The sequence below is a fragment of the Shigella sonnei genome (genome assembly GCF_002950395.1).
In the GTDB taxonomy this organism is placed as follows: Bacteria; Pseudomonadota; Gammaproteobacteria; order Enterobacterales; family Enterobacteriaceae; genus ECMA0423.
The window spans coordinates 3512030-3526877 of sequence record NZ_CP026802.1 but is presented as its reverse complement, the minus strand read 5'-3'; the positions used below and the strand labels follow the sequence as shown (position 1 = coordinate 3526877).

Below are 14848 nucleotides of genomic sequence, written 5' to 3'. Positions count from 1 at the left end.
CGGTACTCATGTTTTCGGGTTTATGGTTTCTAATGAAATATATTGAATTATCATAGGATTAGGCCGGATTAAGCGTTTACGACGAATCCGGCAAGAAGCAATAAGTACATGGTTAGTTTATATTTGCAGTCCGGTTTGCTTTGCATACCGGATTTTCTTTTTCTTACCATCCTGAAGTTTTTTCATCTTCCCTGATTTTTCCTCACCATCATTGGTCATTTTTCGGTTGACGCCCTTCGGCTTTTCCTTCATCTTTACATCTGGACGTCTAAACGGATAGATGTGCACAACACAACATATAACTACAAGCGATTGATGAGGTAAGGTATGAGCTTTTTTCACGCCAGCCAGCGGGATGCCCTGAATCAGAGCCTGGCAGAAGTCCAGGGGCAGATTAACGTTTCGTTCGAGTTTTTCCCGCCGCGTACCAGTGAAATGGAGCAGACCCTGTGGAACTCCATCGATCGCCTTAGCAGCCTGAAACCGAAGTTTGTATCGGTGACCTATGGCGCGAACTCCGGCGAGCGCGACCGTACGCACAGCATTATTAAAGGCATTAAAGATCGCACTGGTCTGGAAGCGGCACCGCATCTTACTTGCATTGATGCGACGCCCGACGAGTTGCGCACCATTGCACGCGACTACTGGAATAACGGTATTCGTCATATCGTGGCGCTGCGTGGCGATCTGCCGCCGGGAAGTGGTAAGCCAGAAATGTATGCTTCTGACCTGGTGACGCTATTAAAAGAAGTGGCAGATTTCGATATCTCCGTGGCGGCGTATCCGGAAGTTCACCCGGAAGCAAAAAGCGCTCAGGCGGATTTGCTTAATCTGAAACGCAAAGTCGATGCCGGAGCCAACCGCGCGATTACTCAGTTCTTCTTCGATGTCGAAAGCTACCTGCGTTTTCGTGACCGCTGTGTATCGGCGGGCATTGATGTGGAAATTATTCCGGGAATTTTGCCGGTATCTAACTTTAAACAGGCGAAGAAATTTGCCGATATGACCAACGTGCGTATTCCGGCGTGGATGGCGCAAATGTTCGACGGCCTGGATGATGATGCCGAAACCCGCAAACTGGTGGGCGCGAATATTGCCATGGATATGGTGAAGATTTTAAGCCGTGAAGGAGTGAAAGATTTCCACTTCTATACGCTTAACCGCGCTGAAATGAGTTACGCGATTTGCCATACGCTGGGTGTTCGACCTGGTTTATAAATAGTGTGGCTTTTGTGAAAATCACACAGTGATCACAAATTTTAAACAGAGCACAAAATGCTGCCTCGAAATGAGGGCGGGAAAATAAGGTTGTCAGCCTTGTTTTCTCCCTCATTACTTGAAGGATATGAAGCTAAAACCCTTTTTTATAAAGCATTTGTCCGAATTCGGACATAATCAAAAAAGCTTAATTACGATCAATTTGACCTACATCTCTTTAACCAACAATATGTAAGATCTCAACTATCGCATCCGTGGATTAATTCAATTATAACTTCTCTCTAACGCTGTGTATCGTAACGGTAACACTGTAGAGGGGAGCACATTGATGAGCACGTCAGACGATATCCATAACACGACAGCCACTGGCAAATGCCCGTTCCATCAGGGCGGTCACGACCAGAGCGCGGGGGCGGGCACAACCACTCGCGACTGGTGGCCAAATCAACTCCGTGTTGACCTGTTAAACCAACATTCTAATCGTTCTAACCCGCTGGGTGAGGACTTTGACTACCGCAAAGAATTCAGCAAATTAGATTACTACGGCCTGAAAAAAGATCTGAAAGCCCTGCTGACAGAATCTCAGCCGTGGTGGCCAGCCGACTGGGGCAGCTACGCCGGTCTGTTTATTCGTATGGCCTGGCACGGCGCAGGTACTTACCGTTCAATCGATGGACGCGGCGGCGCGGGTCGTGGTCAGCAACGTTTTGCACCGCTGAACTCCTGGCCGGATAACGTAAGCCTCGATAAAGCGCGTCGCCTGTTGTGGCCAATCAAACAGAAATATGGTCAGAAAATCTCCTGGGCCGACCTGTTTATCCTCGCAGGTAACGTGGCGCTGGAAAACTCCGGCTTCCGTACCTTCGGTTTTGGTGCCGGTCGTGAAGACGTCTGGGAACCGGATCTGGATGTTAACTGGGGTGATGAAAAAGCCTGGCTGACTCACCGTCATCCGGAAGCGCTGGCGAAAGCACCGCTGGGTGCAACCGAGATGGGCCTGATTTACGTTAACCCGGAAGGCCCGGATCACAGCGGCGAACCGCTTTCTGCGGCAGCAGCTATCCGCGCGACCTTCGGCAACATGGGCATGAACGACGAAGAAACCGTGGCGCTGATTGCGGGTGGTCATACGCTGGGTAAAACCCACGGTGCCGGTCCGACATCAAACGTAGGTCCTGATCCAGAAGCTGCACCGATTGAAGAACAAGGTTTAGGCTGGGCGAGCACTTACGGCAGCGGCGTTGGCGCAGATGCCATTACCTCTGGTCTGGAAGTTGTCTGGACCCAGACGCCGACCCAGTGGAGCAACTATTTCTTCGAAAACCTGTTCAAATATGAGTGGGTACAGACCCGCAGTCCGGCTGGCGCAATCCAGTTCGAAGCGGTAGACGCACCGGAAATTATCCCGGATCCATTCGATCCGTCGAAGAAACGTAAACCGACGATGCTGGTGACCGACCTGACGCTGCGTTTTGATCCTGAGTTCGAGAAGATCTCTCGTCGTTTCCTCAACGATCCGCAGGCGTTCAACGAAGCCTTTGCCCGTGCCTGGTTCAAACTGACGCACAGGGATATGGGGCCGAAATCTCGCTACATCGGGCCGGAAGTGCCGAAAGAAGATCTGATCTGGCAAGATCCGCTGCCGCAGCCGATCTACAACCCGACCGAGCAGGACATTATCGATCTGAAATTCGCGATTGCGGATTCTGGTCTGTCTGTTAGTGAGCGGGTATCGGTGGCCTGGGCATCTGCTTCTACCTTCCGTGGTGGCGACAAACGCGGTGGTGCCAACGGTGCGCGTCTGGCATTAATGCCGCAGCGCGACTGGGATGTGAACGCCGCAGCCGTTCGTGCTCTGCCTGTTCTGGAGAAAATCCAGAAAGAGTCTGGTAAAGCCTCGCTGGCGGATATCATCGTGCTGGCTGGTGTGGTTGGTGTTGAGAAAGCCGCAAGCGCCGCAGGTTTGAGCATTCATGTACCGTTTGCGCCGGGCCGCGTTGATGCGCGTCAGGATCAGACTGACATTGAGATGTTCGAGCTGCTGGAGCCAATTGCTGACGGTTTCCGTAACTATCGCGCTCGTCTGGATGTTTCCACCACCGAGTCACTGCTGATCGACAAAGCCCAGCAACTGACCCTGACCGCGCCGGAAATGACCGCGCTGGTGGGCGGGATGCGCGTACTGGGTGCCAACTTCGATGGCAGCAAAAACGGCGTCTTCACTGACCGCGTTGGCGTATTGAGCAATGACTTCTTCGTGAACTTGCTGGATATGCGTTACGAGTGGAAAGCGACCGACGAATCGAAAGAGCTGTTTGAAGGCCGTGACCGCGAAACCGGCGAAGTGAAATACACTGCCAGCCGTGCGGATCTGGTATTTGGTTCTAACTCTGTCCTGCGTGCGGTGGCTGAAGTTTACGCCAGCAGCGATGCTCACGAGAAGTTTGTTAAAGACTTCGTGGCGGCATGGGTGAAAGTGATGAACCTCGACCGTTTCGACCTGCTGTAATCTGACCTTCTTCAGCGACTGCCTTTCAGGCAGTCGCTGAAGTTTCTTTACCGGCGTATAGTGTCCACAGGAAAACTACACACTGGATCTCTCATGTCTGCCGCAGGAAAGAGCAACCCACTGGCAATCAGTGGCCTGGTTGTGCTCACACTTATCTGGAGTTATAGCTGGATTTTCATGAAGCAAGTCACCAGCTACATCGGTGCCTTCGACTTTACCGCCTTACGCTGCATTTTCGGCGCTCTCGTTTTATTCATCGTCCTTTTATTACGTGGTCGCGGAATGCGCCCGACACCGTTTAAATACACCTTAGCCATTGCCCTGTTACAAACCTGCGGGATGGTTGGCCTGGCGCAGTGGGCGCTGGTCAGCGGCGGAGCGGGGAAGGTGGCGATCCTAAGCTATACCATGCCGTTCTGGGTGGTGATTTTCGCCGCGTTGTTTCTCGGTGAACGCCTGCGACGTGGGCAATATTTCGCGATACTGATTGCCGCTTTCGGCTTATTTTTGGTGTTGCAGCCGTGGCAACTCGATTTCTCTTCGATGAAAAGTGCCATGCTGGCAATCCTCTCCGGCGTCAGTTGGGGGGCGAGCGCGATTGTTGCTAAACGTCTGTATGCCCGTCATCCGCGCGTGGATTTATTGTCGTTAACATCCTGGCAGATGCTCTATGCGGCGCTGGTGATGAGTGTGGTCGCTTTACTGGTGCCGCAACGTGAAATTGACTGGCAGCCCACCGTGTTCTGGGCGCTGGCCTACAGTGCGATTCTGGCGACGGCACTGGCGTGGAGCTTATGGTTGTTTGTATTGAAAAACTTGCCTGCCAGTATTGCCAGCTTAAGCACACTGGCCGTTCCCGTTTGCGGCGTACTCTTTTCCTGGTGGCTGCTCGGCGAGAATCCGGGGGCCGTTGAAGGTAGCGGTATTGTGCTGATTGTGATGGCACTGGCGCTGGTGAGCCGTAAGAAAAAAGAAGCCGTTAGTGTAAAAAGGATCTGAATTTTTTCTTCATGTGGGGCGATCGCTTATTTAACAAAATAACGATAATGCCCCACCATGCGCCAGCTAAACAGCACATCTTCTTCCTGCGCACCTGCGCCAATGTTATGTATCACCAGCGGCGTACCGTCGCGGGCGAAGCCATCTGAAACCACCCCAATATGTGCCAGCCCGTTATCTAATCGCCAGGAGACAATATCGCCCGCTTGATAGTCACTGGGGTTCTTGCTGATGGGGCGTGTTTTATCGTGGTGGGTAAACCAGGTTTCCAGATTAGGCACCCGACGGTGATCGATGTTGCTGTCCGGGCGCTTTAACTGCCATTTTTGCGGGTACTCGGCAAAATTCTTCGCCATATCTTCGTGCACCAGTTTCTGCAAATCGACCTTCTGGCTGCGCAATGCACGGATCACCACATCGGAACATACCCCGCGTTTTTGCGGGACATCACCGCCAGGATAGGTAAGCTGCATATACGCCGGATCGTAAAATAGCGTGCTGCCGATTTGCTGTCTGGCACCGTCTGCGATGGCAAGGTTGGTATTGGCCTGGATTTGTACCACGGTTGGTGGAACGGCGGGAGATTTTAAGGAGTGGCTGGTAAATGCCGTTAGCAGGCTGAGCAGCGCCAGTGAAGCTTTCATCTGGTTCGTCCGTGAAAATAAGAGTCACAGATTCGACCTTCCGGGATAACGATTGTTCTGTAGAGAAAATGTCCAGAAGCGGATAAAAAACTCCTGAACAACGTGGGAGTTTCAGATTACTGGCACAGAGTGCCGGATGCGGCGTGAACGCCTTATCTGTCCTAAAAAACAAGAAAATTCAATATATTGCAGAGATTGCGTAGGCCTGATAAGCGTAGCGCATCAGGCAATTTTGCGTTCAAACTCCCGGACAAGCCGGGAGTTTGGAGTAGGTTATTCCCACTCTTGCAGGAAACGCTGACCGTACTGGTCGGCTACCAGCAGAGCGGCGTAAACCTGATCTGGCGTCGCGCCGCCAGGCATGTTGTGGATGGTTTCACATTCTGCACATGCCGCTTCAGCCACAATTCGCATTTTCGCCGGGACATCTTCTTTAATATCCAGTTGAGCGAGAGTTATTGGCAAACCTACCGCATGGCTAAGTGCAGCTACGGTTTCGATTTCCTCAACCGGTGCGTTTTCCAGAACCAGCTGCGTCAGCGTACCAAATGCCACTTTTTCACCGTGATAATAGTGATGCGCGTCCGGGATAGCGGTCAGGCCGTTATGCACTGCGTGCGCCGCAGCCAGACCACCACTTTCAAAACCAACACCGCTCAAATAGGTGTTCGCTTCAATCACGCGCTCCAGCGCCGGAGTCACTACATGCTGTTCGGCAGCAAGCATCGCTTTTTCGCCTTCTTCCAGCAGGGTGTTGTAGCACAGTTCAGCCAGTGCCAGCGCAGCCTGGGTGCACTTGCCGCCCGCCATGGTGGTCGCGCCGCTACGAGAGCAGGCACGCGCTTCAAACCAGGTTGCCAGCGCATCGCCGATACCCGCCGCTAACAGACGTGCAGGTGCGCCAGCGACGATTTTGGTGTCGACAATGACCATATTCGGGTTATTTGGCAACAGCAGATAGCGGTCAAACTCACCCTCATCGGTGTAGATAACAGACAATGCGCTGCACGGTGCATCGGTAGAGGCGATAGTCGGTGCGATCGCTACCGGAACACCCATGAAATGTGCCAGTGCTTTGGCTGTATCGAGGGTTTTTCCGCCACCGATACCGAGAATTGCGCCACACTGCGCAGTCTCCGCGATGCCACGCAGACGGTCGATCTCATTTTGCGAACATCCACCGCCAAACGGCGCAATTTCTACTACCAGTCCAGCATCTTTAAAGCTTTTCTCGACAGTGGATTGAGCAAAACCTAAAACAAATTTGTCACCCACCACTAACCAGCGTTCTGCCAGCGGCTTCAGGTATTCGCCCAGACGATTAATCACATCAGCGCCCTGGATGTATTTACCCGGTGATTGAATAATGCGGTCCATAATTGCTCCTTTAGAGATGAGTAGTGCCAAATGCGGCATTCCAGTCGTGTTCGAACTTCTCTATAGCTGACTCTACCGCAGGGGTGTTGAGCATTTGTTGCGCTACATCTAAGGGCAGGGTGATGGATTCACATCCTGCCAGTAAACAGTCCAGCGCCTGACGCGGCGTTTTAAAGCTGGCTGCCAGCACCATGCTTTCTGGCGCGTGCATTTCTAACAGCGCTTGCAGCTCCTGAACCGTACGAATGCCGTCTCCGCCCTGGGCATCTACGCGGTTAACATACGGAGCAACGTATTTTGCCCCTGCCAGCGCGGCCAGTAACCCTTGTGCAGCACTGTACACTGCGGTGCCAAGCGTAGTAATACCCTCTTTTTTCAGTATTTTAATTGCTGCCAGACCTTCGGAAGTCACCGGGATTTTCACCACAATACCCGGAATAGCGTCGCGCAGGCGCTTCGCTTCTTCCACCATCCCCTGCGCGTCGCGGCTCATGGTCTGAGCAAACAGAATGCCCTCATCACCAATCGCTTTTTGCAGACGCGGCAGCACTTCCCATATGGACTCCTTGCTGGCAGCGATAATGCTCGGGTTAGTTGTCACCCCGGCAATGGGGAATATGCGTGCCAGACGTTCGACTTCTGCGACGTTAGCGGTGTCCAGATACAGTTCCATGATGTTTCCTTTTACAGTTCCAGTTCATGTTGCAGCAGGCTGGCGATAGCGTCGGCAGAGGCGGCGTTAACCAGCGCGTTACGGAATTCTTCGTGCATGATGCGGCGAGCGAGGCGCGAGAAAATGCGCATGTGCTGATCGCCCGCAGCGTGTTTGTTCAGGGTTAACATGATGATGAATTGCGCTTCATCATCACCCCAGCGCACCGGCGCTTGCAGACGCGCAACGCTGATGGTGGATTGCTCAATGTGTTCTGATTTGCTGTGTGGAATGGCAAAACTAAAGCCCAGACCGGTAGAGAAAACGGCCTCGCGCGCCCACAAGTCGGCTTCCAGTTTACGCGGATAGCGGCAGCGCCCTGCCAGCAGCAGGTTATCGGTCATGCCTTTGAGCACTTCTTCTTTGCTGCGCCAGTCGCTTTCCAGTGTGATGCACTCGGCGGTGACCAGCGGTGCGTCTTGTTGGGTCATGCGGAATTGCGCCAGCAGGTGCTCCACTTCCAGCGAAGTACGGCAGGCCATTGCCTGGTTGAGCAACTTGCGGCACTCACGGCTATCAAGTTGCGCCATCCGCGCTTTCGCCGCCGGAATTGATGGTGCGCTCATGCTGAGTTCATCCAGCCCTAAGCCGACCAGCAACGGCAGCACGGAACCTTTCGCTCCCAGCTCACCGCACAGACCAATCCATTTACCCTGGCGATGCACCGCCTGCACGGCGTAATCGAGCGCCCGCAAGAATGCCGGATTCAGGCTGTTGTAGTGACGAGTAACCTTAGCGTTATCGCGATCCACTGCCAGCAGATATTGCGTCAGGTCATTACTACCAATACTAAAGAAATCAATCTCTTCGCAGCATTGATCGATGATGAACATCACCGACGGCACTTCCAGCATAATGCCGAGCTGGATCTTCTCATCAAACGGAATGTGTTCGTTACGTAGTTGCTGTTTGGCTTCTGCCAGTTTTTCTTTCACCCATAAGATCTCTTCCATTGAGGAGATCATCGGGATCATGATTTTCAGGCTGCCGTGAGCGGAGGCGCGCAGGATCGAGCGTAGTTGTGTGGTAAATAACGACGCGTATTCTTCATAAATACGCACGGCGCGATAACCGAGGAACGGGTTTGCCTCTGCGGGAATGTTTAGATAATCAACGGGTTTGTCGCCGCCAATGTCCATAGTGCGCACAATAATGCTGCGTCCGTTGGCAGACTCCAGCGCCTGACAAAAAATGTTGTACAGCTCGCTTTCGCCCGGTGCACTGGTGCGATCCATATAGAGCATTTCAGTGCGGAACAAACCAACGCCTTCCGCACCATTGCCGAATGCGGCCTGCGCTTCCACGGAGTGAGCGATGTTAGCGGCAATTTCAATGCGGATACCGTCAGCGGTACGGGCTTGTTGGGTCAGCCAGACACGCTGTTGCTCACGCAGGGCGTCCTGTACGCGGGCTTCTTGCTGATAATAACGAGCTACGGCTTCTCCTGGCTCAACCACAATCGCCCCGGCGTTGCCGTCGATATAAATCGTTTGATGCTGCCACGGAGTGAGGGCATCAATATCCACACCAACCAGCGTCGGAATGTTGAACGAACGGGCAAGGATCACCGTATGTGAGGTGGTGCCGCCACTTTTCAGCAACAGACCTTTGAGGTGATTTTTATCCAGTTCGAGGAACTGGCTGGGGGTCAGTTCATCAGCCATACAAATGGCGGACTGCGTCAGTTTGCCCGGTGCCGGGAAGCGTTGCTCACCGTAGATTTGCTGGAGTAACTGGAAGCAGACGTCGCGTACGTCCAGGGCACGTTCTTGCAGGTAGCTGCTGCTGGAACGGGCGAACTCTTCGCAAAAGTGATTCGCACTGGCGACAATCGCTTCGGCGCAGCTTAATCCCTCGCTGACGCCTGCCAGTAAGTGCTGACGTAAAGATGTATCGCCAGCCAGGGATCGGTGAGCTTCCAGTATCGCGCTGGTAGCACCGTCGCTATCCAGCAGACGAAACTCAATGTTTTTCAGTACCAGCGTCAGGCCGTTTTCCAGTGTGGATTGCTCGGCGTCAACGTCTTTGGCTGCGGGAAGATTACTCAGCGCATTGAGATCTAAAGAAGAGATCGGCGTCAGAATGCCGCCTGCACTACCGCTGCACACGGTGCGGGCGCGGATAATTTGCGGATTCAGATTGGTCAGTGAAACCGGCAGTGGTTCCAGTTCGTCAGATTTAACTTCCGCCAGCGGCGCATCGCAGTGGGGGAATTCATCGCGCAGCCATTGGCTTAAACGCTGGTGCGCTTCCTGTTCGTCGGCCCCGGAAATCAGTAACTGGCAGTTATCGCCCGCCAGCGTATCGGTGCCAATCAGCGCAAGGGCGCTTTTGGCGTTGCCCTTGCGGTCAGTGTGCAGGTTATGCCACTCAATTTGTGATGAAAAAGTATTACACAGCGTTTCAACGTGGCTTGCCGGACGCGCATGTACGCCGTTAGGTAGCTCACAAATAAATTCCACAATCAGGGCCATTGCCTCTCTCCCGGTACGGTTTTCTGTTTACAGGATAAGAGCGCACGGCAACGGCCTGCCATGTGACAAATCTGCCAAAAGCTGGACAAATGTAATGTAACCGTCAATTTGCGACGCGTCTCACAAGACGCCGTTTTGCGGCATGCTTCCGGTTTATCGCAAGTTATGAGGCGGATCGCATTTTTGTACTGATATTACAAAAGTCCAGTAAATGGCCTTTTTATCCACTGTTTGCTCCGCCTGCGATTGCCTATTGTTTCCTCCATCAAAAATATGGACATGGGCTTTCGCAAGCCCGGGAGCAGCTTATGAATGAGTTGGTGCAGATCCTGAAAAATACCCGTCAGCATTTAATGACGGGCGTTTCACACATGATTCCCTTCGTGGTATCGGGCGGTATTTTGCTGGCGGTTTCCGTCATGTTGTATGGCAAAGGCGCAGTGCCGGATGCCGTAGCCGATCCAAATCTGAAAAAACTGTTTGATATCGGCGTTGCGGGCTTGACGCTGATGGTGCCTTTCCTCGCCGCTTACATTGGTTATTCCATTGCAGAACGTTCTGCGCTGGCTCCATGCGCTATCGGTACCTGGGTTGGTAACAGCTTTGGTGCGGGCTTCTTTGGTGCACTGATCGCCGGGATTATCGGCGGCATCGTGGTGCATTACCTGAAGAAAATTCCGGTGCATAAAGTTCTGCGCTCGGTGATGCCTATCTTCATTATTCCTATCGTCGGCACACTGATTACCGCAGGCATCATGATGTGGGGCTTGGGCGAGCCTGTAGGGGCGTTGACCAACAGCCTGACTCAGTGGCTTCAGGGGATGCAGCAGGGCAGCATTGTTATGCTGGCGGTGATCATGGGTCTGATGCTGGCGTTCGATATGGGCGGTCCGGTTAACAAAGTGGCCTATGCCTTCATGCTGATTTGCGTTGCTCAGGGTGTTTATACCGTGGTGGCCATCGCTGCCGTGGGTATTTGTATCCCGCCGCTGGGGATGGGGCTGGCGACGCTGATTGGTCGTAAAAATTTCTCCGCAGAAGAGCGCGAAACCGGCAAAGCGGCACTGGTGATGGGCTGTGTTGGCGTTACTGAAGGGGCGATTCCTTTCGCCGCTGCCGATCCGCTGCGTGTCATTCCTTCCATCATGGTCGGTTCAGTTTGTGGTGCAGTAACTGCGGCGCTGGTCGGTGCGCAGTGCTATGCAGGCTGGGGTGGTCTGATTGTGCTGCCGGTGGTTGAAGGCAAGCTGGGTTATATCGCAGCAGTGGCTGTCGGAGCAGTGGTGACGGCTGTTTGTGTGAACGTGCTGAAAAGTCTGGCGCGTAAAAATGGGTCTTCGACTGATGAAAAAGAAGACGACCTGGATTTGGATTTTGAAATTAATTAATTGAGGAACGAGCCATGACGAAAATTATTGCAGTAACCGCATGTCCTTCAGGTGTTGCCCATACCTATATGGCAGCAGAGGCGCTGGAAAGTGCCGCGAAAGCGAAAGGCTGGGAAGTGAAAGTAGAAACCTAGGGGTCAATTGGTCTGGAAAATGAACTGACTGCGGAAGATGTGGCGAGCGCTGATATGGTGATTCTGACCAAAGATATCGGCATCAAGTTTGAAGAGCGTTTTGCTGGCAAGACCATCGTGCGCGTCAACATCAGCGATGCAGTAAAACGTGCTGACGCCATTATGAGCAAAATTGAAGCTCACCTGGCGCAAACCGCTTAAGTTCTTCTCCCGCTCGCAAGGGCGGGTTCGCTTTCCCACAGGAGTTCCTCATGACGAATCGTATCTCTCGCCTCAAAACTGCACTGTTTGCCAATACCCGTGAAATCTCGCTGGAGCGGGCGCTGCTTTATACCGCCAGCCATCGGCAAACCGAAGGCGAACCGGTGATATTGCGCCGGGCGAAAGCAACAGCGTATATCCTTGAACATGTTGAAATTTCGATTCGTGATGAAGAACTGATTGCCGGTAACCGCACCGTAAAACCGCGCGCCGGGATTATGTCGCCGGAAATGGACCCTTACTGGCTGCTGAAAGAGCTGGATCAATTCCCGACGCGTCCGCAGGACCGCTTTGCTATCAGCGAAGAAGATAAACGTATCTACCGTGAAGAGTTGTTCCCGTACTGGGAAAAACGTTCGATGAAAGATTTCATCAACGGGCAGATGACAGATGAAGTAAAAGCCGCGACCAACACGCAGATTTTCAGCATCAACCAGACGGATAAAGGCCAGGGGCACATTATTATTGATTACCCACGCCTGTTGAATCACGGTCTGGGTGAGCTGGTGGCACAGATGCAGCAACATTGTCAGCAACAGCCGGAGAATCACTTTTATCAGGCCGCGTTGTTACTGCTGGAAGCCTCGCAGAAACACATTTTGCGTTACGCCGAACTGGCGGAAACGATGGCGGCAAACTGCACAGATGCACAGCGTCGCGAAGAACTGCTGACTATTGCGGAGATCTCTCGCCATAACGCCGAACATAAGCCGCAGACGTTCTGGCAGGCGTGCCAGTTATTCTGGTACATGAACATCATTCTGCAATACGAATCCAACGCCAGTTCGCTGTCTTTAGGGCGCTTCGACCAGTATATGTTGCCGTTCTATCAGGCATCTTTAACCCAGGGCGAAGATCCGGCGTTCCTGAAAGAACTGCTCGAATCTTTATGGGTGAAATGCAACGACATCGTGCTGTTGCGCTCCACCAGCAGCGCGCGTTATTTCGCAGGTTTCCCGACCGGCTATACCGCACTGCTCGGCGGGTTAACCGAGAACGGACGTAGCGCGGTGAACGTGCTTTCGTTCCTTTGCCTTGACGCCTATCAAAGCGTGCAATTACCGCAACCGAACCTCGGCGTGCGCACTAACGCCTTGATCGACACGCCGTTCCTGATGAAAACCGCCGAAACCATTCGCCTCGGCACCGGTATTCCGCAAATCTTTAACGATGAAGTGGTGGTACCAGCGTTCCTCAACCGTGGCGTTTCGCTGGAAGATGCGCGCGACTATTCCGTAGTGGGCTGTGTGGAATTATCTATTCCCGGCAGAACCTACGGCTTGCATGACATCGCGATGTTTAATCTGCTGAAAGTGATGGAAATCTGCCTGCATGAAAATGAAGGCAATGCTGCGCTGACTTATGAAGGTTTACTGGAGCAGATCCGCGCCAAGATCAGCCACTACATCACCCTGATGGTTGAGGGCAGCAATATTTGTGATATCGGCCATCGCGACTGGGCACCTGTACCGCTGCTCTCGTCTTTTATCAGCGATTGTCTGGAAAAAGGTCGCGATATTACCGATGGCGGCGCGCGTTATAACTTCTCCGGCGTACAGGGGATCGGTATCGCCAACCTGAGCGATTCTCTCCATGCGTTGAAAGGGATGGTTTTTGAGCAACAGCGTTTAAGTTTTGACGAATTGCTGTCGGTATTAAAAGCCAACTTTGCAACGCCAGAAGGCGAAAAAGTCCGTGCTCGCTTAATTAACCGCTTCGAGAAATACGGTAACGATATCGACGAGGTGGATAACATCAGCGCCGAACTGTTACGCCACTACTGCAAAGAAGTGGAAAAATACCAGAACCCGCGCGCGGTTACTTCACGCCGGGATCGTATACCGTTTCTGCTCACGTCCCGTTGGGATCGGTGGTTGGCGCGACGCCAGACGGTCGTTTTGCCGGGGAACAACTGGCAGACGGCGGCTTGTCACCTATGCTGGGCCAGGACGCACAAGGGCCAACAGCGGTACTGAAGTCAGTCAGTAAGCTCGATAATACGCTGCTGTCTAACGGTACGTTGCTGAACGTGAAATTCACTCCGGCGACCCTGGAAGGTGAAGCGGGATTACGCAAACTGGCCGACTTCTTACGGGCGTTTACCCAGCTTAAGTTGCAGCATATTCAGTTTAACGTGGTGAACGCCGACACGTTGCGGGAAGCGCAACAGCGCCCACAAGATTATGCCGGGCTGGTGGTGCGCGTTGCCGGATACAGCGCCTTCTTTGTCGAACTGTCGAAGGAGATCCAGGATGACATCATCCGCCGGACAGCGCATCAGCTGTAACGTTGTGGAAACGCGCCGCGATGATGTGGCGCGCATTTTCAACATTCAGCGTTATTCACTGAATGACGGCGAGGGCATTCGTACGGTGGTCTTTTTTAAAGGCTGTCCGCATCTTTGCCCGTGGTGTGCTAATCCGGAGTCGATCTCCGGCAAAATCCAGACGGTACGCAGAGAGGCGAAATGTCTGCACTGTGCGAAATGTTTGCGTGATGCGGATGAATGCCCCTCCGGGGCGTTTGAACGGATTGGTCGCGATATCAGCCTTGACGCTCTGGAACGGGAAGTGATGAAAGATGACATTTTCTTTCGCACGTCCGGCGGCGGCGTCACGCTTTCTGGCGGCGAAGTGTTAATGCAGGCGGAGTTTGCTACCCGTTTTTTACAGCGACTGCGGCTGTGGGGTGTGTCATGCGCCATTGAAACTGCCGGAGACGCGCCAGCAAGCAAGCTGTTACCGCTGGCGAAATTGTGCGATGAAGTGCTGTTCGATTTAAAAATTATGGACGCGACTCAGGCGCGGGATGTGGTGAAGATGAACCTGCCACGCGTGCTGGAGAATCTGCGTTTGCTGGTGAGTGAGGGTGTCAACGTGATCCCGCGTTTACCGTTGATCCCTGGTTTCACGCTCAGCAGGGAGAATATGCAGCAGGCGCTGGATGTACTGATCCCGCTGAAAATCAGGCAGATCCATCTGTTACCGTTTCATCAGTACGGCGAACCGAAATACCGCCTGCTGGGGAAAACATGGTCGATGAAAGAGGTGCCTGCGCCGTCGTCAGCCGATGTGACAACGATGCGCGAAATGGCAGAACGGGCCGGATTTCAGGTTACCGTGGGAGGTTAAA

10 protein-coding genes and 2 pseudogenes are annotated in these 14848 nt (G+C 53.1%); 7 read left to right on the top strand and 5 right to left on the bottom strand.

The window, feature by feature from the left end:
- Positions 1 to 117: 117 nt before the first annotated feature.
- Entirely contained in the window at positions 118 to 252 is a 135-nt protein-coding gene (locus C1P89_RS26280; RefSeq protein WP_000660586.1) for a hypothetical protein, read from the bottom strand.
- Between the two features lie 75 nt (positions 253 to 327).
- Here C1P89_RS26280 and metF point away from each other — a divergent pair, with 75 nt between their 5' ends.
- From metF to yijE, 3 genes are all read left to right on the top strand, one after another.
- Positions 328 to 1218: a methylenetetrahydrofolate reductase gene (gene metF / locus C1P89_RS18260; protein WP_000007523.1), complete on the top strand. Its 891-nt coding sequence runs from the start codon at positions 328 to 330 to the stop codon at positions 1216 to 1218.
- A 328-nt stretch (positions 1219 to 1546) separates the two neighbouring features.
- Complete coding sequence (gene katG, locus C1P89_RS18255; protein ID WP_005137665.1) at positions 1547 to 3727, top strand: catalase/peroxidase HPI; 2181 nt, start codon at positions 1547 to 1549, stop codon at positions 3725 to 3727.
- A gap of 93 nt (positions 3728 to 3820) precedes the next feature.
- Positions 3821 to 4726, top strand: a complete 906-nt coding sequence (gene yijE / locus C1P89_RS18250) for a cystine transporter YijE (RefSeq protein WP_001271245.1) — start codon at positions 3821 to 3823, stop codon at positions 4724 to 4726.
- 26 nt (positions 4727 to 4752) lie between these two features.
- Here the strand turns inward: yijE and C1P89_RS18245 are convergent, their stop codons facing one another.
- The 4 genes from C1P89_RS18245 to ptsP all read right to left on the bottom strand — a co-directional run bounded on the left by C1P89_RS18245 (position 4753) and on the right by ptsP (position 9933).
- A complete protein-coding gene (locus tag C1P89_RS18245) occupies positions 4753 to 5370 on the bottom strand; it encodes a DUF1287 domain-containing protein (protein ID WP_000647887.1) in 618 nt (205 codons plus the stop codon).
- A 273-nt stretch (positions 5371 to 5643) separates the two neighbouring features.
- Entirely contained in the window at positions 5644 to 6747 is a 1104-nt protein-coding gene (gldA, locus tag C1P89_RS18240; RefSeq protein WP_000374018.1) for a bifunctional L-1,2-propanediol dehydrogenase/glycerol dehydrogenase, read from the bottom strand.
- Positions 6748 to 6757: 10 nt separating this feature from the next.
- The gene (gene fsa, locus C1P89_RS18235; protein ID WP_000424838.1) at positions 6758 to 7420 is read right to left on the bottom strand and encodes a fructose-6-phosphate aldolase; all 663 of its coding nucleotides are present in this window, start codon (positions 7418 to 7420) and stop codon (positions 6758 to 6760) included.
- Positions 7421 to 7431: 11 nt separating this feature from the next.
- Positions 7432 to 9933 carry a phosphoenolpyruvate--protein phosphotransferase gene (gene ptsP / locus C1P89_RS18230; RefSeq protein ID WP_001174055.1) on the bottom strand — a complete coding sequence of 834 codons (2502 nt, stop codon included), beginning with the start codon at positions 9931 to 9933 and terminating at the stop codon, positions 7432 to 7434.
- Between the two features lie 308 nt (positions 9934 to 10241).
- On the opposite strand from ptsP, the gene C1P89_RS18225 reads away from it, so the two are divergent.
- The 4 genes and pseudogenes from C1P89_RS18225 (at position 10242) to C1P89_RS18210 (ending at position 14847) form a co-directional block, all read left to right on the top strand.
- Positions 10242 to 11321: a PTS fructose transporter subunit EIIC gene (locus C1P89_RS18225; protein WP_001004480.1), complete on the top strand. Its 1080-nt coding sequence runs from the start codon at positions 10242 to 10244 to the stop codon at positions 11319 to 11321.
- Between the two features lie 14 nt (positions 11322 to 11335).
- Positions 11336 to 11656: pseudogene (locus C1P89_RS18220) on the top strand (PTS fructose-like transporter subunit IIB).
- 50 nt (positions 11657 to 11706) lie between these two features.
- Positions 11707 to 14003: pseudogene (locus C1P89_RS18215) on the top strand (formate C-acetyltransferase).
- A complete protein-coding gene (locus C1P89_RS18210; protein WP_000204101.1) occupies positions 13969 to 14847 on the top strand; it encodes a [formate-C-acetyltransferase]-activating enzyme in 879 nt (292 codons plus the stop codon). Before C1P89_RS18215 ends, C1P89_RS18210 begins: the two are co-directional and overlap by 35 nt.
- Position 14848 lies beyond the last annotated feature (1 nt).